The following is a 17,025-nucleotide window of genomic DNA, read 5'->3' as shown; positions in this document are numbered from 1 at the left end:
GATAGGCCGGAAGTGGAAGCATCGCAAGATGTGGAGCTGACCGGTACTAATAGGCCGAGGGCTTGACCACACAACCTCCTTCACGACCACGAACACACTCCGTGTGTCTGCCGCGTTGAAGACACGAACGCGTCCACTGTGCAGCTCTGAACGAACGACCCCCATGTGGGTCGACAAGTTCACAGAGTTACGGCGGTCATGGCGAGAGGGAAACGCCCGGTCCCATTCCGAACCCGGAAGCTAAGCCTCTCAGCGCCGATGGTACTGCCCTGGAGACGGGGTGGGAGAGTAGGACGCCGCCGGACAACCATTCCAGAACGGGGGTCGGAGCCACAGGCTCCGGCCCCCGTTTCTGCGTTGTCCTGGCCATTCGCTCGTGTTCTACAGCCATTACCGCGCGCCGTGCGTGCGCCTACTGACGACGAGGTGTCGACACCCCCATGACTGGACCGCGACGAGACGGTGGCTCCCGCGACGGACGCAGCGGAGGAGCCGGGCGCCCGCAGCGCAGCGGCCCCCGTGCGGGTCAGGGCAACCGTGGGACCGGCGGTGGCGAGCGGGCCGGCGGATCCGCACGCCGCGACGGGCACAGGGGTCAGCGGCCCACCGGTGACCGCTCGTGGGAGGACCGCCAGGCGCGCGGAGGCGCGTCGCGCGACTCCGGGGAGCCTCGCGGCTCCAGTGGTGCCCGGGGAGCACGTGATCGCCGCGGGAGCGGGGACCCCCGCGGGACCGACCGGTCCGCGCGGGCGGGGGCGCCTGGTCGATACGACGGACCGCGGCGCGACGACCGCCCTCGCCGGGACGACCGTGAGGGCGCCGGAGGACGGGCGGGCTGGCAGGACCGGACGCCGTCCGGTGGCCGTCCGGGAGCCGACCGTGGCGGCCGTGATCGCGTGGCGGGGCGGGGCCGTCCTGAGGGCGGGCGCGGTCCGCGTCCGGAGGGGCGCGGAAGCCGTGACGGCGGCGGGGCCGGGCGGCCTCGCGCCGCGGGGGAGCGAGCTCCCTGGCGCCGTGACGAAACGTCCGGAGGGCGTCCGGGTGAGGGGTCGGGGCGCCCGTTCCGCGCGTCGGGTGCGGCCGGCCGGGTCCGTCCGCGCCGTGGGGCCTCGGAGGGGGACTGGCGGGAGCGTCGTCCCTCCGCTGAGCGGGGTGCCGGTGGTGGGGACTGGCGGGAGCGTCGTCCCTCCGCTGAGCGGGGTGCCGGTGGTGGGGACTGGCGGGAGCGTCGTCCCTCCGCTGAGCGGGCTGCCGGTGGTGGGGACTGGCGGGAGCGTCGTCCCTCGACGGAGCGCCGGGCCCCCGCCCGTGGTGATCGCCGCCCGGGCGCCGAGCGCGGCGGCCGTCCCCGGGACACCGAGCGCACGCCGCCGATGCCGGTCGGTCCCGAGGTCCCCGAGTGGGCCGACCCCCGGGACCTGGACCCCGCCGTGCGCGGTGCCCTCCGCAGCCTGGAGCCGCGCAACGCGCAGAAGGTCGCTGCGCACCTGGTCGTCGCCGGCACGCTGGTCGACGAGGACCCGGAGACGGCCCTCGCGCACGCGCGCGCCGCGCGGGACCGGGCCTCACGGATCGCCGCCGTCCGGGAGGCCGTCGGCGTCGCCGCCTACCACGCCGGCGACTACGCCGAGGCGTCCCGCGAGCTGCGGGCGTACCGCCGGATGAGCGGGGACGAGGGGTACCGCGCGGTGCTCGCGGACTGCGAGCGCGCGCTGGGCCGCCCCGAGGTCGCCCTCCGGCTGGTGCGCGAGGCGCTCAGCGAGGGTGCTCCGGCCGACGAGGTGCTGGAGCTGCGGCTCGTGGAGGCCGGTGCGCGCGCGGACATGGGGGAGGTCGCCGCCGCGGTGCTGGTCATCGAGGACGCGCTGGGAGGCCGTCCCCGTCTCGAGCAGGTCGATCTCGCCGACGAGTCCGTCCTGCGGCTGGCCTCCGCCTACGCCGACCTCCTCGTGGCCGCGGGCGACGACCGGGCGCAGCGCTGGCAGGAGGCGGTGGCGGCGGCGCAGCCCGACGAGGACGACGACGTCGCCTTCGGTGAGGAGGAGTGGCCGGACGCTGCCGTCCAGCTCCCGACCGGCGACGCGGACCGGGCCGTGGCGGAGGCTGCCGACGACGAGCCCGGGAGCGACCCCGAGGGCGACCCCGGTGAGGACGACGACGACCCGCTCGACCTCCCCGGGACGTCCGACGCCGACATCGAGGCCGAGGTCGCCGAACTGCTGGGCGAGACCGGGGACGACGAGGCGGACCCGGCTCCCCGCGACTGACCGGGGTCGTCGGTGCCCTGCACGGGGCACCGACGGTCCCGGCCCGGCCGTCCACATGGGCGACCCGCGTCCACAGCCGCTGCCGCGGGAGGGACGACCGGGCTCCGCACCCCGACGCTGTCCCCATGAGCGTCGCAGTGATCGACCGGAACGACGTGGTGCTGCGAGGGCGCATGGCCGCGCCCGCCGAGCACCGCGTCCTCCCCAGCGGGGACACCGTGGTGACCTTCCGCCTGACCGTGCGCCGCCCGGACCCACCCGTCCGCGGGCCCAAGGTGGACGTGCTGCAGTGCGTCACCTCCGACCGCGCTCTGCAACGGCGGGTGGGTGCGTGGGAGCCGGGGGACCTCATCGAGGTCGAGGGCGCACTGCAACGCCGGTTCTGGCGGACACCGACTGGCACGGCGTCGATGGTCGAGGTCGCCTGCCGGCGCGGTCGCAAGGTCAGCCGGCTGTCGGGCGGGTCGGCGAGCGCGACGGCGTGACCGCCGACCGCGACCGGTCAGTCGGTGTGCGGGCGCAGGACGAGCCCGGTCCTCGGCTTGGGCACGAAGAGGGTGGACTTGCGCGGCATGCGCGCTCCGGCGCGCGCCACGGCGGCCACGTCGGCGGGGGAGGGCGCCCGCAGGAGCACGGCCACCCCGTCCCGCTCGGCGGCACCGGCGAGGGCCTGGTCCAGATCGTGAGCCACGAGGACGTCGTCCGGACCGTCCCCGCGCCCCCACAGCCGCCCGAACAGGCCGTGGTGGGCCAGGACGACGTCAAGCCGGCGCCAGGCGGGCGGGGACTCCGTCGGTACGGCCGCGCGGACGTCGTCGGACGGTTCGTCCAGGTGCAGCAGGCCGCGGCCGTCGGTCAGCAGGTAGCCGCTGCCTGCGGGGTCGGCCTGCCACGCACGCACCGCGGCCACCAGAGCGGCGCGGTCGGGCACGTGCCGCCGGCTGACCCGGAACCCGTGGCCCGCCGCGGCCGCCGCCGCGTCCAGGCCCAGGCCGGGCACGACCCGGTGGATGGGCTCGACGCGCAACCCGCCGGGTCCCATCGGGGTCACCAACGCCAGCACCGCGGGCTGCTCCCCGGCGGCGCCTGCGTCCCGCGCGTGGGCCTGTGCCGCGGCGAAGCGGTGGTGCCCGTCGGCGATGACGGCGTCCGTGCGGGCGAGACCGGCCTGCACGTCGCGCAGCGTCCCGGGGTCGGTGACCCGCCACAGGCGGTGGGTGACCCCGTCGGCGTCGGTGACCACCCGGTCCGGCTCGGCGCCCCGGGACGCGGCGGTCAGAGCGGCCACGTCCGCGTCGGGGTCGTGCGCCAGCACGATCGGTTCCAGATCGGTCTCCGTGGCCGCCAGCAGCGCGCGCCGGCCCTCGACCGCGGCGGGGAAGGTGTCCTCGTGCGGCAGGACGGCGGAGGAGCCCGGCGGCGGCACCGACACCGCGCCGAGCCAGCCCACGGTCGCCGGCGACCCGTCCGCCGGTTGCAGTTCGTACAGCCACAGCGCCGGCCGCGGGTCACGCTCCAGCACGCCGTCGGCCTGCCAGCGCCGCAGGGTGCGGGCCGCGTGGGCGACGACACCGGCGGGTCCGTCCGCCGGCCGGCGGCCCGCGGGACCCCCGCTGCCGGGAGGCCCCTGGTCGGCGGGCCCGTCGTCGTCCGGGGTGGTGTCGCCCGGGTCGGGGAGGATCAGCCGGACCACGTTGTGCGGGTCGGCGGCCGCCAGCCGGTGACGGGCCTCGGCGGTCACCAGGTCGTAGGCTGGCGAGCTGACCCGGGCCAGGTGCCCGGGGTCGTGTCGCCGGTAGGTCAACGCCCGGAAGGGCCGCACCTCCAGGCCCGTCGCCCCGGCGGCCGGGGACGGAGGGCGCGACGGGGGCACAGCGCAGATCGTAGGAGCGGCCCGTGGTGGTCCGCCGCGCGCGACCGGCGCGGCGGGATGCGACGGGGGTCGTGGGCGGCACCGCCCGGACGGGAGGCTGGGCCTTGACCGAGACGGGCACGCCCGAGGGCGGCGTCTACGAGTGGTACCAGCGGGGGCTGCAGCTGCTGTCCAGCGGCGACCCCGCCGCGGCGGCGACCCTGCTGGCCCGGGCGGTCGAGGCCGAGCCGGGGTCGCGCAGCCTGCAGGAGGCGCTGGCGCGCGCCCAGTACGACGCCGGCCGGTTCCGGGAGGCCATCGACGGCTTCACCCGGCTCATCGCGGTCAACCCGGCCGACGACTACGCCCACTTCGGGCTGGGGCTGTCCGCCAGCCGCGCCGGGGAGCTCGAGCTGGCCGCCGAGCACCTGGCTCTCGCCGTGGCGCTGCGGCCGGACCTCGGCCACTACGCCCGCGAGCTCCGTGGCGTCCGCGCCCGCCGCACCCGGGGTGCCCGGTGAGCGGGACGACGCCCGCCGGGGCGGGTGCCGCCGGTCCGGGTGCCGCTGGTCCGGGTGCCACCGTGCCGCTGGCCGCGGGCAGCGCCCGGCCACCGACGACCGTCCACGACGTGGCGCTGCTCGACCTCGACGGGGTGGTCTACGTGGGGCCCCACGCGGTGCCGGGCGTACCCCAGGCGCTGGCCGCCGCCCGGGACGCGGGCATGCGGCTGGGCTTCGTGACCAACAACGCCGCGCGGACGCCGGAGGAGGTCGCGGACCACCTGACCGAACTCGGGGTGCCCGCCGCGGCGGACGACGTGATCACCAGCTCGCAGGCCGCGGCCACGGTGGTCGCGCAGCAGTGGGGCAGCGGCGCCCGGGTGCTGGCCGTCGGCGGTCCCGGGGTGGCCGTCGCCCTCCGCGCCGCCGGCCTGACGGTCGTCGAGCAGGCCGAGGACGGTCCGGTCGCCGTCGTGCAGGGCTACGGGCGCGACGTGGGCTGGACCGCGCTGGCGGAGGCGGTCGTCGCGGTGCGGGCCGGGGCGCGGCACGTCGCCACCAACACGGACGCGACGATCCCCTCGCCGCGTGGCCCGCTGCCCGGCAACGGCGCCATGGTCGGCGTCGTCGCCGGGGTGACCGGACAGGACCCCCTCGTCACCGGCAAACCGGACCCGGCGATGCACGCCGAGTGCGTCCGCCGCACCGGCGCGCGCACGCCGCTGGTGGTGGGCGACCGGCTCGACACCGACATCGAGGGGGCCCGGCGGGTGGGGGCGGCCAGCCTGCTGGTGCTCAGCGGGGTCACGACGCCGGCCACCCTCCTCGCCGCCGCCCCGGACCGACGTCCCGATCTCCTCGCGCCCGACTGCGGCGGTCTGCTGACCGCGCATCCCGCCGTCGATCGAACCGAGGGCGGCTGGCGGTGCGGCGCGTGGACGGCGCGCGCGGTGGAGGGCCGGCTGCTGCTGGGCCGGGCCGGCGGTGCGCCGACTCCGACGGGCACGGCCCGGGACGGCGCCGGCCGCGGGAGCACCGGCGGGGACGGCACCTGGGGCACCGGCGGGGACGGCACCGACGGGGACGGGCTGGACGGGAAGGACGGGCTGGACGGGCTGCGGGCGTTGTGCGTGGCCGCCTGGTCCTCCTCGCCCGGGCAGCCCGCCGCGGTCACGGTCGAGGCGGCCGACGAGGCGTCACGGGAGGCGTTGCGACGGTGGGGTCTGGACGGCGGCTGACGAGCCGGGTCAGAGCAGCGAGCGCAGCCGCAGCATGTCCCGCAGCCCGGCCTCCAGCTTGACCCGGCCCGAGGCCCACGCCGGGGCGAAGGACAGCTGCCCCTGCGTGAGGGCGACCAGGTCGTCGCTGCTCATCGTCAGCCGGATGTCGGCCTTGGGCCCCCCGGCGGTCTCCTCCTCCGCCTGCAGGTCGCGCACGGCACCGGCGGCCAGCCGGCCCCGCAGCACCTGCCCCAGGTCCGGCAACCGGCAGGACAGCGACCGGTCCAGGCCCTGGGCCGCCGGCTTCGCCGCGAGGTCGCCGAGGACCCCCTGGAGCGCGGTCATGCACTGCTCGATCGTCGCCACCGGGGTGGTCCTCCTCGTCGTCGGTGCCGGCGGTCGCCGGCCGATCGTGCTGCGCGGTCCGGGGAGACCACCGGTGCGGTGCCCGGCCGGGAGACGGGGCAGCGCCCGCCGACGCGGCCGTCCCCGTCGCCCCCGGCCGGTAACCTCGCAGCCGGGCCCCGAGCCCACCACATCGACCGGGCGGCCGCGCAGGCCACCCACCCCGACCACTGCGAGAGGCGACCGCGATGACCGAGCCGAGCCGGCCGCGTCCCGTGCCCGGGCCGCCCGGTGGCCCGGTCGCCCCGCCCACCGGCGGCCCGGCCGGGGACGCGGCGCGCTTCGCCGGTCTGGACGCGCGCCCGGTGACGGAGCACGTGGAGCTCTTCGAGGCCGAGCACGCCCGGCTCGAGCGCGAGCTGCGCACGATCGACCAGCTCTGATGGCACGCCGCAGCCGGCTCGACGCCGAGCTCGTGCGGCGGGGCCTGGCCCGCTCCCGCGAGCACGCCGTCGCCCTGATCGCCGAGGGCCGGGTCGCCGTCGCCGGGCGCGCGGCGACCAAGCCGGCCACCGGGGTCGAGGCGGGCACGCCGGTCGTCGTCCGCACCGACCCCGACGAGCCCCGCTGGGTCTCGCGCGGCGCGCACAAGCTCATCGGCGCGCTCGACGCCCTGGGCGTGCCCGTCGAGGGGCGGCGGGCGCTGGACGCCGGCGCCTCCACCGGCGGCTTCACCGACGTCCTGCTCCGCCGCGGCGCGGCCGAGGTGGTGGCCGTCGACGTCGGGTACGGGGAGCTGGCCTGGTCCCTGCGCACCGACGACCGGGTCCACGTGCACGAGCGCACCAACGTCCGCTCCCTGACGCCGGAGCAGATCGGCGGCCCGGCCGACCTGGTCGTGGCCGACCTGTCGTTCATCTCCCTGCGCCTGGTGCTGCCCGCGCTGACCGCGTGCGCCACCGCCGCCGCCGACCTGCTGCCGATGGTCAAGCCGCAGTTCGAGGTCGGCCGCGAGCGGCTGGGCGCCGGAGGCGTCGTCCGCGACCCCGCCCACCGCGCCGCCGCCGTGCTGGAGGTCGCCCACGCCGCCGCCGCGCTCGGCTGGGGGACCGCCGGCGTGGTCGCCAGCCCGCTGCCCGGGCCGGCGGGCAACGTCGAGTTCTTCCTCCACCTGCGCCGCGACGCCGGCCCCCCGGCGGAGGAGGACGTGCAGCGCGCGGTCGAGGAGGGCCCGCGGTGAGCGGCCCGGCAGCCCCACGCGCGCGGCGGGACGGCGCGCGGCACAGTCGACATCGGGAGAGGGAGGCGACGTGACAGACGGCATCGCGGCCACGTGGAGCACCGGCGGGGCCCGGCACGTGCTCCTGGCCGTGCACACCGGCCGGAGCGACATCGTGGACCTGGCCCGCAGCTCCGCCGACCGGCTCGCCGCCGCCGGCATCACCGTGCGCGTCCTCGACGACGAGGCCGAGGACCTGGCCATCGACGGCGCCGAGGTGGTGCCGGCCGGGGCCGAGGCCGCGCGCGGCGCCGAGATCGTCATGGTCTTCGGCGGCGACGGCACCTTCCTGCGCGCCGCCGAGCTCGCGCGCTACAGCAACGCGGCGCTGATGGGGGTCAACCTGGGCCGGGTCGGCTTCCTCGCCGAGACGGAGCCGGAGGCGGTCGAGGAGACCCTCGCGGCGATCGAGCGCTGCGAGTACTCGGTCGAGAAGCGGCTGGCCATCGAGGTCGACGTGCTCGACGCGTCCGGCGCCGTCGTCGGCGGAACCTGGGCGCTCAACGAGATCTCGGTCGAGAAGGCCGAGCGCTCCCGGGTGCTCGACGTCGTCATCGGCATCGACGGCCGCCCGCTCACCAGCTTCGGCTGCGACGGGGTGCTGTTCGCCACCCCCACCGGGTCCACCGCCTACGCCTTCTCCGCCGGCGGGCCGGTCGTGTGGCCCGACGTCGAGGCGCTGCTGCTGGTGCCCACCAACGCGCACGCCCTGTTCGCCCGCCCGCTGGTCACCAGCCCCGACTCGGTGCTCACCGTCGCCATCCCGCCCGACGGCAACCGGGCGCGCGTCTCCGCCGACGGGCGGCGTGCCCTCGACGTGCCCGACGGCGGCCGGGTCGAGGTGCGCCGCGCCGCCCGCTCGGTGCGGATCGCCCGCGTGCACGCGACCAGCTTCGGCGACCGGCTGGTGGCCAAGTTCGGGCTCCCGGTGCGCGGCTTCCGCGACGCCCGCGCGCACGGCCCCGGGCACGAGGCCCCGACGGGGACCCGCAACGTGCTCACCCGTGACGTGCTGACCCGCGACGCCGTCGCGGCCCCCGACGGTGGGGCGGAGGTGACCGGTGCCGCGCGCGACCACGCGTGAGCGCGCGCCGCGCGCGGCGGCCGCCCCGGCCCCCGCGGCCGCACCCGGACCGGCGCTGGGCCGGCTCACCGAGTTCCGCATCCGCGGGCTGGGGGCCATCGACGACGTCACGCTCGAGCTCGGCCCGGGCCTGACCGTCGTCACCGGCGAGACCGGCGCCGGCAAGACCATGGTCGTGACCGGCCTGACCCTGCTCTTCGGTGGCCGCGCCGACCCCGGCCGGGTCCGGGCCAACGGCCGCGCCGGAGTCGAGGGCCGGTTGTCGCTGCCCGCCGACTCGCCGGTGTGGGAGCGCGCCGCCGAGGCCGGCGCCGAGCCCGACGACGACGGCAGCCTCATCCTCGCCCGCACCGTCAGCGCCGAGGGCCGCTCCCGCGCGCACCTGGGCGGGCGCGGCGTGCCGGTCGGCGTCGTCGCCGAGCTGGCCGAGGGGCTGCTGGCCGTGCACGGGCAGAGCGACCAGCTGCGGCTGTCCCGCCCGGCCGAGCAGCGCCGGGCGCTGGACCGCTACGCCGGGGCCGAGCACCTGGCCCTGCTCGAGCGCTACCGCGCCGCCCACGGCCGCTGGCGGGAGCTCGCCGCAGACCTCGAGCGCCGGCAGGGACAGGCCCGCGAGCTCGCGCAGGCCGCCGACGTCCTCCGGCACGGCCTGGAGGAGATCGACGGGGTCGCGCCGCAGCCGGGTGAGGACGAGGAGCTGGACGCCCTCGCCCGCCGGCTCGGGGACGCCGACGCGCTGCGCGGCGCCGCCGACGAGGCCCGGCTGGCGCTGGTCGGGGACGTCACCGGCGACCTCGGCGGGGGAGGGGAGCTGCCGCAGGACGCCTCGGCCGCGCTCGCTCTCGCCGAGCGCGCGCTGGCCGCCTCCGGGGACCCGGCGCTCGTCCTGCTCGCCCAGGACCTCGCCGACGCCGTCGCCGTGGTCTCCGACGTGGCCGGCCAGCTCGCCGGGTACGTCGCCGACCTCGACGCCGACCCGGCCCGGCTGGCCGAGGTGCTCGACCGGCGCGCCGCGCTGACCGCCCTGGTGCGCAAGTACGCCGACCCCGGCGAGGGCGTGGCCGGCGTGCTCGCCTGGGCCGAGGACAGCCGCGGCCGGCTGGCCCAGCTCGACGTCTCCGACGACGCGCTGGCCGCGCTCGCCGCCGAGCGCGACGCCGCGCGGACCGAGGTCGACCAGCTCGGGCAGGCCGTCTCCGCGGGCCGCCGGGCCGCCGCCGACGGGTTCGCCGCCCAGGTCGGGGAGGAGCTCGCCGGGCTGGCGATGAAGAGCGCCCGGGTGTCCTTCGCCATCGACAGCCACCCCGACGACCCGGGCCCCGAGGGCGTCGACGAGGTCGCGCTGCTCATGGCCGCCCACCCCGGAGCGCCGCCGCGGCCGGTGCACAAGGGCGCCTCCGGCGGCGAGCTCTCGCGCGTCATGCTGGCCATCGAGGTGGTCTTCGCCGGCGCCGACCCCGTGCCGGTCATGGTGTTCGACGAGGTCGACGCCGGCGTCGGCGGGCAGGCCGCCGGGGAGATCGGCCGGCGGCTGGCCCGGCTCGCCCGCCGGCACCAGGTCGTCGTCGTCACGCACCTGGCCCAGGTGGCCGCGTTCGCCGACACCCACCTGGTCGTCGACAAGTCGCCCGACGCGGGCGCCGGGGTCACCGCCACCGACATCCGGGCCGTCGCCGAGGAGGACCGGGTGCGCGAGCTGGCCCGGATGCTGTCCGGCCTGGCCGACAGCGACACCGGGCAGGCGCACGCGCGCGAGCTGCTGGCCGTGGCGGCGCAGGCCCGGTCCTGAGCCGCCCGCCGGCCGCCGTACCCCGCTGAGCTGCGAGGAGTGGCGGCCGGGCGGGCGGGGTAGGGGCCGGTCGTGCGCAACCGACACCAGGTCGACGACGACCGCCCGGGACCGTCCGCCCCGCTCCCGGGTCTCGCCCGGTGAGCTGCTTCTCCTCCGCCGACGAGTCGGCGCACTACGGCTTCAGCGTCTGCATGCTGCTCCAGCACTACCGGGAGCAGCTGGGCTGGGAACGGGACGGCGTCCTGGAACTGGGCACCGGTGACGCCACGGCGATCGCCGACGCGGTCGCCGGCCTCCCGGGGCTGCGGGTGCGCAGCTTCGACATCAGCGCGCCCTCGGTGGAGCGGGCCCGCGCCAACATCGCCGCCCGTGGCGTCGCCGACCGGTACACCGTCGAGCTCGGGGACTTCTTCGACGGCGCCGACTCCGCCGGCGGGCCCGTGGCGCGGACGGTGATCTCCAACCCGCCCTACATCCCCGCGCCCGACCGCGACATCCGCATGCCGGAGCTGTGGGGCGGGTTCTACGGGAACGACCTGTCGCTGGCCCTTCTCAAGGCCGGCTACGACCACGTCATCGTGGCCGTGCCCAGCTACTCCGACCCGGTCACCACGCTCGGCACGGCCACCGACCTCGGCTACCGCGTCGTCAACTTCCTCGCGATGGGCCTGGACTTCGGCCCCTACAGCGCCGAGCCGAAGGTGGCCGACCACATCCGGCGCATCGTGGCCGAGGGCCGCGGCTGGGCCGGCGAGGCCGAGTACATGGTCGCCGTCGCCCTGTTCACCCGGGACGACGCCATCCCGGGTGACCGGTCCGGCCAGCTGCTGCGCGCCCTGCAGCTGTGAGCGGCCGGGGCGCCACCCGTGCGCCCCTCAGCGCCGCTTGGCGTACCCCGCCAGCCCGAACTGCAGCAGTGCCAGGCCACGCTCGCCGTGGGCCCGCAGCTCCGTCGACAGGGCCGGGCCGGTGACCCCGGCCAGCACCCGGTCGCGGGCCAGCTCCAGCAGGCCGGCGTAGAGGCCGAGCACCGCGTGCGCGACGAGCCACGGTTCCAGCGCGCCGGGCTCGGCCGCCGTCTCCTCGGTGATCAGCTCCGCCAGGGCGGTCGTCAGCTCCCCGAGGATCTCCCGCTCGCGCACCTGCAGGGTCCGGCTGCCGCGGATCACCGCGGCCATCTCCGCGACCCCGCTGGCGGCCTCGGCCGACCCCAGGCCGCTCATCGCGGCCACCACGAAGCTGCCGGCCGCGGCGGACACCGACTCCCCGGCGGGGCGCCGGCGGACCGCGTCCAGCAGCGCCGCGCGCATCGGCGGGTCGGCCTCGAAGACCAGGCCCTCCTTGACCGGGAAGTGGTTGAAGACCGTCTTCTCCACCACACCGGCGCGCTGCGCGATCTCCATCACGCTGACGGCGTCGAAGCCGCGCTCGGCGAACAGCTCGGCCGCGGCGTCGACGATCCGGGCCCGGGTCTGCTGCCGGCGGCGCTCGCGCAGGCCCGGCCCCCGCAGGGCCCGCCGGCCCCGTCGCCCGCGGGCCGGGAGCTCCTCGGCGGCCGGCTCGGCCGCCGGGCGCGCGGGGGAGGCGGCCGGTGCTGCCGAGGGGTCGGCCGGTGCCGCGGGGGTGGCGGACGGTGACGTGGAGGAGTCGGCCGGTGTCAGGCGGGAGGCGGCCGGAGCGGGTGACCCGGTCGCCCCGGCACCGTCGGACACCGGCGTGGCCGCACCATCCGGGCCGGGCGCCACCGCGGGCACCGCGCCCGGCCGGGGCACCGCCGGCAACGGACCCGCGACCTCGGTGTCCTCGTCGGGCCCGGCCGGGTGGGTCACTGCCGGGTGGCTCACTGCAGGCGCCCCGTGTGTCACGCCAGCCACGCTAGACACCGGCCCCGGACCGTCCGGCAGGGGAACCGCCGCGGCCGTCGCGCGCGAGTCGCTGCCCGGTGGTGTCGCACACGCTGCGTGACCAGATCGTCGCGGCTGCGCGTCGGAGGGAGGTGCCCGCAGGGGTGCGTGGCAGCATCGGCTCCATGCGCATCGGCACCCTGCGACGGGGCCGGGCCCAGGAGCAGGTGTCAGGCGTGGCCGGCACCGCCCGGCTCGACCGCCGCACGAAGAACCTCACCAAGCGGCTGCGGCCGGGTGAGATCGCGGTCATCGACCACGTCGACATCGACCGGGTCAGCGCCGACTCCCTCGTTGCCTGCGGGGTCTCCGCCGTCGTCAACGCCGCCCCGAGCATCTCCGGGCGCTACCCCAACCTGGGGCCGGGGATCATCGCCGAGGCGGGGATCCCGCTGCTGGACGGGGTCGGCAAGGAGGTGTTCACCGCGCTCAAGGAGGGCGCGGAGGTCCGCCTCGACGGCGACACCCTGTACCGGGCCGACGGCACCGCGGTGGCCACCGGCACCGTGCAGACGACCGACACCATCGCCGAGGCGATGGCCGAGGCGCGCGCCGGGCTGTCGACCCAGCTCGAGGCGTTCGCGGCCAACACGATGGAGTACATGAAGCGGGAGCGCGCGCTCCTGCTCGACGGGGTCGGTGTGCCCGACGTCCGCACCCGGATCGACGGCCGGCACGTGCTCATCGTCGTCCGCGGCTACGACTACAAGGAGGACCTGCAGGCGCTGCGGTCCTACATCCGCGACTACCGGCCGGTGCTCATCGGCGTCGACGGCGGAGCCGACGCGCTCATCGAGGCCGGGCACACGCCCGACATGATCATCGGCGACATGGACTCGGTGAGCGACGACGTCCTGCGGTGCGGGGCCGAGGTCGTCGTGCACGCCTACGCCGACGGCCGCGCGCCGGGGCTGCCGCGGGTCCAGGAGCTGGGCGTCGACGCGATCACCTTCCCCGCGTCGGCCACCAGCGAGGACATCGCGATGCTGCTGGCCGACGAGAAGGGCGCCGCGCTCATCGTCGCCGTCGGCACCCACGCCACGCTCGTCGAGTTCCTCGACAAGGGCCGCGGCGGCATGGCCTCCACGTTCCTCACCCGGCTGCGGCTGGGCGGCAAGCTGGTCGACGCCAAGGGCGTCAGCCGGCTCTACCGCAGCCGCATCTCGACCCTCACCCTCGTCGTCCTCGTCCTGGCCGCGCTGGTCTCCATCGGTGCGGCGCTGGCCGCCTCCACGGCCGGGCAGATCTACATCGACCTGCTGGTCGACAAGTGGGACGGCTTCATGTTCTGGCTGGAGAACCTGCTCTCGTGATCGACTTCCGATACCACATCGTCTCGCTGGTGGCGGTGTTCCTGGCCATCGCGCTCGGCATCGTCATCGGGACGACGGCGCTCAACGGGCGGGTCCTCGACGACCTCGAGGACCAGGTCACCGGCCTGCAGGACGACAAGCGCAGCCTCGAGGACAGCACCCGCGCGCTGCAGGACCGGCTCGACACCGGCGACCTGTTCGAGGAGGCCGTGGGCCCGGCGCTGGTGGCGAATACGCTCACCGGCAGCGGTGTCGTGCTGGTCGTGGACGGCGAGGACGTCGACGCGGACGCGGTCGAGGCCGTCGAGGTGCTGATCACCGAGGCCGGCGGCACGGTCACCGGCACGATCCGGCTGACCGACGCGTACAGCGACCCCGGCCAGGACGCCGCGCTGCAGAGCTACGTGACCGGCCCGGGCCGCCCCGCCGGGGTCACCCTGCCGGAGACCGAGGACACCGGCGAGCTCGTGGCCTCGCTGCTGGCCCAGGTGCTGGTCACCGCGCCGGGCGGGGTCCCGGCCCCGGACACCGCGCAGCTGTCCTCGGTCCTGGCCGGCCTGTCGGCGCTCGACGTCCTCACCCAGGAGTCCCCGTCGGTGCAGCCCGCCGACCACGTCGTCGTCCTCACCGCGGGCGCGGTGGGCGGCGACGACGCGCAGGACCGGCTGGCCACCCTCGTCGAGCTGGTCACCGCGCTGGACGGCGCCGGCTCCGGCGCCGTCGTGGCCGGCGACGCGGCCGCCGCCGGGGAGAACGGGCTCGTCGGGGTCATCCGCGCCGACCCCGAGGTCTCCGCCCTGGTCTCCACGGTGGACAACGTCGAGTCCGCGGCCGGCCGGGTGAGCACCGTGCTGGCGCTGAGCCAGGAGGGCCGGGGCACCTCGGGCAAGTACGGCACCGGCGAGGACACCCAGCCCGTGCCGCCGGTGCCCGCCGCGACGCCGTGACCGCCCCCCGCCGCCTCCTGCTGGCCCTGGCCGGCGCCGCGGCCGCCCGGACCGGCCTCGCCGGTGCCGCGGCGCTCGCGGCCCGGCCGGGCGGCGCCCCCTGGGCCCGCACCAACTACGCCGGCCGGCCGGTGACGCTGCTCGGCGGCCCCGCGCTGGCGCTGGCGGCCACGGCCACCGCCACGCTGGGCGCCCCCGCCGGGGCGGCGGGGGCCGCGGCGCTGGTCGGCTCCGTCGCCGGGGCCGTCGGCGCCTACGACGACCTGGCCGGTGCCCGCCCCGAGCAGGCGCGGGACAAGGGCCTGGCCGGGCACCTGGCGGCGCTGCGCGCGGGCCGGGTCTCGGCCGGCGCGGTCAAGGTGGCCGGCATCGGCGCCGCCGCCGTCGCCGCGGCCGCGCTGACCCGCCGCCCCGGTACGCGCACGGGCGCGGCCCTGGCCGACGGCGTGCTGACCGCGGGGCTCGTGGCCGGGACCGCGAACCTGCTCAACCTCCTCGACCTGCGCCCCGGGCGCGCCGGCAAGGTCGCCGCCGCGCTGTCGGCGGCCACCCTCGGCGGCCCCGCCGGCGGCCTGTCGGCCGGACCGCTGGGCGCGACCGTCGCCGTGCTGCCGGCCGACCTCGGCGAGCGGGTGATGCTCGGCGACAGCGGGGCCAACGCCGCCGGCGCGCTCCTCGGCCTGCGGCTGGCCGCGCTGGCCTCCCGCCCGGCCCGGGCCGCCCTGCTGACCGGCGTCGTGGCCCTCACCCTGGTCAGCGAGCGGGTCAGCTTCACCCGCGTCATCGAGGCGACCCCCGGCCTGCGGGAGCTGGACCGGCTCGGCCGCCGCCCGTCGTGACCGGGGCCGCGAGGCCGCGCGGGACCGACCGGTGACCGCCCGGCAGGTCGCCCGCGGCGTCGCCGGTGCGGCGGCGCTGATCGCCGCGCTGACCGTCCTGGCCCGGCTCGCCGGTTTCGGCCGCACGCTGGTCTTCACCAACGTCCTCGGCGCCGACAGCACCGGCGACACCTACACCGCGGCCAACACGGTGCCCAACATCGTCTTCGAGGTGGTCGCCGGCGGCGCCCTGGCCAGCCTGGTCGTCCCGATGCTCGCCGGCGGCATCGCCGCCGGCGACCGCGAGCAGGTCCGCCGCACCGCCTCGGCGCTGCTGGGCTGGACGCTGCTGGTGCTCGTCCCGCTGGCCGCGCTGGTCGCGCTGCTGGCCGGCCCGATCGCGCAGCTGCTCCTCGGCGGGGACGAGCCGGCCGAGACCGACCTCGCGGCCCGGTTCCTCGTCGTGTTCGCCCCGCAGGTGGTCCTGTACGGGCTCGCGGTCGTGCTGGCCGGCGTGCTGCAGGCCCACCGGCGCTTCGCCGGCCCGGCGCTGGCCCCGCTGCTGAGCAGCGTGGTCGTGGCCGGCGCGTACCTGCTGTTCGCCGGCATCGGCGGCGGGCGGGCGGTCGCGGACCTGGACCGCCCGGCCGAGCTGGTGCTCGGGGTGGGGACGACGCTCGGGGTCGCCGCGCTCGGGCTCTGCCTGCTCGTGCCGGTCCGCCGGCTGGGGCTGGGCCTGCGCCCCGGCCTGCGCTTCCCGGTCGGCGTCGCCCCGCGGGTCGCCCGGCTGGCCCTGGCCGGCGTGCTCACCCTGGCCGGCCAGCAGCTGGTCGCCGCGGTCGCCATCCGGCTGGCCGCGTCCGGTCCCGACGGCACGCAGACGGTGTACACCGCCGCCCTCACGCTCTTCCTCGTGCCCTGGGCCGCCCTGGCGGTGCCCCTGGCCACCTCGGCCTATCCGGGCCTGGCCGAGCGCGCCGAGGGCGGCGACCGCGGCGGCTTCGCCGCGTCCCTGGCACCGGTCGCCACCCTGGTGGCGGTGGTCTCGGCGGTCGCCGCCGCGCTGCTCGTGGCCGCCTCCGGCCCGGTCGCGCGGGTGTTCCTCGCCAGCGCGCCCGACGACGACGTGGCCGCCCTGCGCGACGCGATCGTCGCGTTCGGCCCGGGGCTCGTCGGCTACGGCCTGGTCGCCGTCCTCACCCGGGCCCTGTACGCGCAGGGGCTGTGGAAGGCGCCGACGGTGTGCGTGGTGGGTGGCTGGACCCTGGCCGTGGTCGCCGACGTCGTCCTGGCCGGCGCGCTCGACCCGGCCCACCGCGCGCTCGCCCTCGGCGCCGGGCACACCCTCGGCGTCACCGTCGCCGGGCTCGCGCTGCTGGTCGTCGTCGCCCGGACCTCGGGCGGCACCGCCCTGACCGGGGTGGCCCGCGGCGGCGGGCCCGCGGTGCTCGCGGCCGCGCTCGGCGCCGCCGCCGGTCTCGCCGTGTCCCGCCTGGTCGGCGCCGACCCGGTGCCCGGCACCGGTCCGCTCGGCGCGCTCGTGGCCGGGGTGCTGGTGACCGCAGTGGTGCTGGCGGTGACGGCGGCCGTCATGATGGTCACGGCGCGGCGGCCGCTCACCGCGGCCGTCCGCGCGCTGCGGGCACCGGACCCGCAGCCGGTGGCGGGACGGTCGGGGACGGCGGGGGGTGTGCGGTGACC

General features: G+C 77.7%; 16 protein-coding genes and 1 rRNA gene. 14 read left to right on the top strand and 3 right to left on the bottom strand.

Annotated features, from left to right (window positions below; genetic code table 11):
- Positions 1-188: 188 nt before the first annotated feature.
- From rrf to ACI781_RS15835, 3 genes are all read left to right on the top strand, one after another.
- Positions 189-305 (top strand): 5S ribosomal RNA (gene rrf, locus ACI781_RS15845).
- Positions 306-1,373: 1,068 nt separating this feature from the next.
- Positions 1,374-2,267: a hypothetical protein gene (locus tag ACI781_RS15840; protein WP_456567078.1), complete on the top strand. Its 894-nt coding sequence runs from the start codon at positions 1,374-1,376 to the stop codon at positions 2,265-2,267.
- 125 nt (positions 2,268-2,392) lie between these two features.
- Complete coding sequence (locus ACI781_RS15835) at positions 2,393-2,752, top strand: single-stranded DNA-binding protein (RefSeq protein WP_456567077.1); 360 nt, start codon at positions 2,393-2,395, stop codon at positions 2,750-2,752.
- A gap of 17 nt (positions 2,753-2,769) precedes the next feature.
- Here ACI781_RS15835 and ACI781_RS15830 read toward each other — a convergent pair whose 3' ends face one another.
- The gene (locus ACI781_RS15830; protein WP_456567080.1) at positions 2,770-4,089 is read right to left on the bottom strand and encodes a DUF1015 domain-containing protein; all 1,320 of its coding nucleotides are present in this window, start codon (positions 4,087-4,089) and stop codon (positions 2,770-2,772) included.
- A 155-nt stretch (positions 4,090-4,244) separates the two neighbouring features.
- Here ACI781_RS15830 and ACI781_RS15825 point away from each other — a divergent pair, with 155 nt between their 5' ends.
- A complete protein-coding gene (locus tag ACI781_RS15825; protein ID WP_456567076.1) occupies positions 4,245-4,640 on the top strand; it encodes a tetratricopeptide repeat protein in 396 nt (131 codons plus the stop codon).
- Between the two features lie 62 nt (positions 4,641-4,702).
- Entirely contained in the window at positions 4,703-5,860 is a 1,158-nt protein-coding gene (locus ACI781_RS15820; RefSeq protein WP_456567075.1) for an HAD-IIA family hydrolase, read from the top strand.
- A gap of 9 nt (positions 5,861-5,869) precedes the next feature.
- Here the strand turns inward: ACI781_RS15820 and ACI781_RS15815 are convergent, their stop codons facing one another.
- Entirely contained in the window at positions 5,870-6,208 is a 339-nt protein-coding gene (locus tag ACI781_RS15815) for an alkyl sulfatase C-terminal domain-containing protein (RefSeq protein ID WP_456567074.1), read from the bottom strand.
- 227 nt (positions 6,209-6,435) lie between these two features.
- Here ACI781_RS15815 and ACI781_RS15810 point away from each other — a divergent pair, with 227 nt between their 5' ends.
- From ACI781_RS15810 to ACI781_RS15790, 5 genes are all read left to right on the top strand, one after another.
- A complete protein-coding gene (locus tag ACI781_RS15810; protein WP_456567073.1) occupies positions 6,436-6,630 on the top strand; it encodes a hypothetical protein in 195 nt (64 codons plus the stop codon).
- A complete protein-coding gene (locus ACI781_RS15805; RefSeq protein WP_456567072.1) occupies positions 6,630-7,427 on the top strand; it encodes a TlyA family RNA methyltransferase in 798 nt (265 codons plus the stop codon). Before ACI781_RS15810 ends, ACI781_RS15805 begins: the two co-directional genes overlap by 1 nt.
- Positions 7,428-7,497: 70 nt before the next feature.
- Positions 7,498-8,550 carry an NAD kinase gene (locus ACI781_RS15800; RefSeq protein WP_456567071.1) on the top strand — a complete coding sequence of 351 codons (1,053 nt, stop codon included), beginning with the start codon at positions 7,498-7,500 and terminating at the stop codon, positions 8,548-8,550.
- Positions 8,528-10,339, top strand: a complete 1,812-nt coding sequence (gene recN / locus ACI781_RS15795; protein WP_456567070.1) for a DNA repair protein RecN — start codon at positions 8,528-8,530, stop codon at positions 10,337-10,339. The genes ACI781_RS15800 and recN overlap by 23 nt, the downstream gene beginning before the upstream one ends.
- Before the next feature lie 140 nt (positions 10,340-10,479).
- The gene (locus ACI781_RS15790; RefSeq protein WP_456567069.1) at positions 10,480-11,190 is read left to right on the top strand and encodes a methylase; all 711 of its coding nucleotides are present in this window, start codon (positions 10,480-10,482) and stop codon (positions 11,188-11,190) included.
- Between the two features lie 27 nt (positions 11,191-11,217).
- Here the strand turns inward: ACI781_RS15790 and ACI781_RS15785 are convergent, their stop codons facing one another.
- Positions 11,218-12,186, bottom strand: coding sequence for a TetR/AcrR family transcriptional regulator (locus ACI781_RS15785; RefSeq protein ID WP_456567068.1), 969 nt, complete (start codon positions 12,184-12,186; stop codon positions 11,218-11,220).
- A 185-nt stretch (positions 12,187-12,371) separates the two neighbouring features.
- Between ACI781_RS15785 and steA the strand changes: the two genes are divergently transcribed.
- From steA to murJ, 4 genes are read left to right on the top strand one after another with little or no spacing between them, the layout of a single operon-like run.
- Positions 12,372-13,559, top strand: a complete 1,188-nt coding sequence (steA, locus tag ACI781_RS15780; protein ID WP_456567067.1) for a putative cytokinetic ring protein SteA — start codon at positions 12,372-12,374, stop codon at positions 13,557-13,559.
- Positions 13,556-14,506, top strand: coding sequence for a copper transporter (locus ACI781_RS15775; protein ID WP_456567066.1), 951 nt, complete (start codon positions 13,556-13,558; stop codon positions 14,504-14,506). Before steA ends, ACI781_RS15775 begins: the two co-directional genes overlap by 4 nt.
- Entirely contained in the window at positions 14,503-15,345 is an 843-nt protein-coding gene (locus ACI781_RS15770; protein ID WP_456567065.1) for a hypothetical protein, read from the top strand. The genes ACI781_RS15775 and ACI781_RS15770 overlap by 4 nt, the downstream gene beginning before the upstream one ends.
- Positions 15,346-15,376: 31 nt before the next feature.
- Positions 15,377-17,023: a murein biosynthesis integral membrane protein MurJ gene (gene murJ / locus ACI781_RS15765; RefSeq protein ID WP_456567064.1), complete on the top strand. Its 1,647-nt coding sequence runs from the start codon at positions 15,377-15,379 to the stop codon at positions 17,021-17,023.
- The last annotated feature ends 2 nt before the right edge of the window (positions 17,024-17,025 follow it).

The sequence above is a fragment of the Blastococcus sp. SYSU D00695 genome (genome assembly GCF_054050555.1).
This window is presented reverse-complemented; position numbering and strand designations above follow the sequence as displayed.

What these genes read in the sequence shown, in the direction of transcription:
- ACI781_RS15840 (WP_456567078.1), top strand. Translation starts at nt 1,374, where the DNA reads ATGCCGGTCGGTCCCGAGGTCCCCGAGTGGGCCGACCCCCGGGACCTG.
- ACI781_RS15835 (WP_456567077.1), top strand. Translation starts at nt 2,393, where the DNA reads ATGAGCGTCGCAGTGATCGACCGGAACGACGTGGTGCTGCGAGGGCGC.
- ACI781_RS15810 (WP_456567073.1), top strand. Translation starts at nt 6,436, where the DNA reads ATGACCGAGCCGAGCCGGCCGCGTCCCGTGCCCGGGCCGCCCGGTGGC.
- ACI781_RS15805 (WP_456567072.1), top strand. Translation starts at nt 6,630, where the DNA reads ATGGCACGCCGCAGCCGGCTCGACGCCGAGCTCGTGCGGCGGGGCCTG.
- steA (WP_456567067.1), top strand. Translation starts at nt 12,372, where the DNA reads ATGCGCATCGGCACCCTGCGACGGGGCCGGGCCCAGGAGCAGGTGTCA.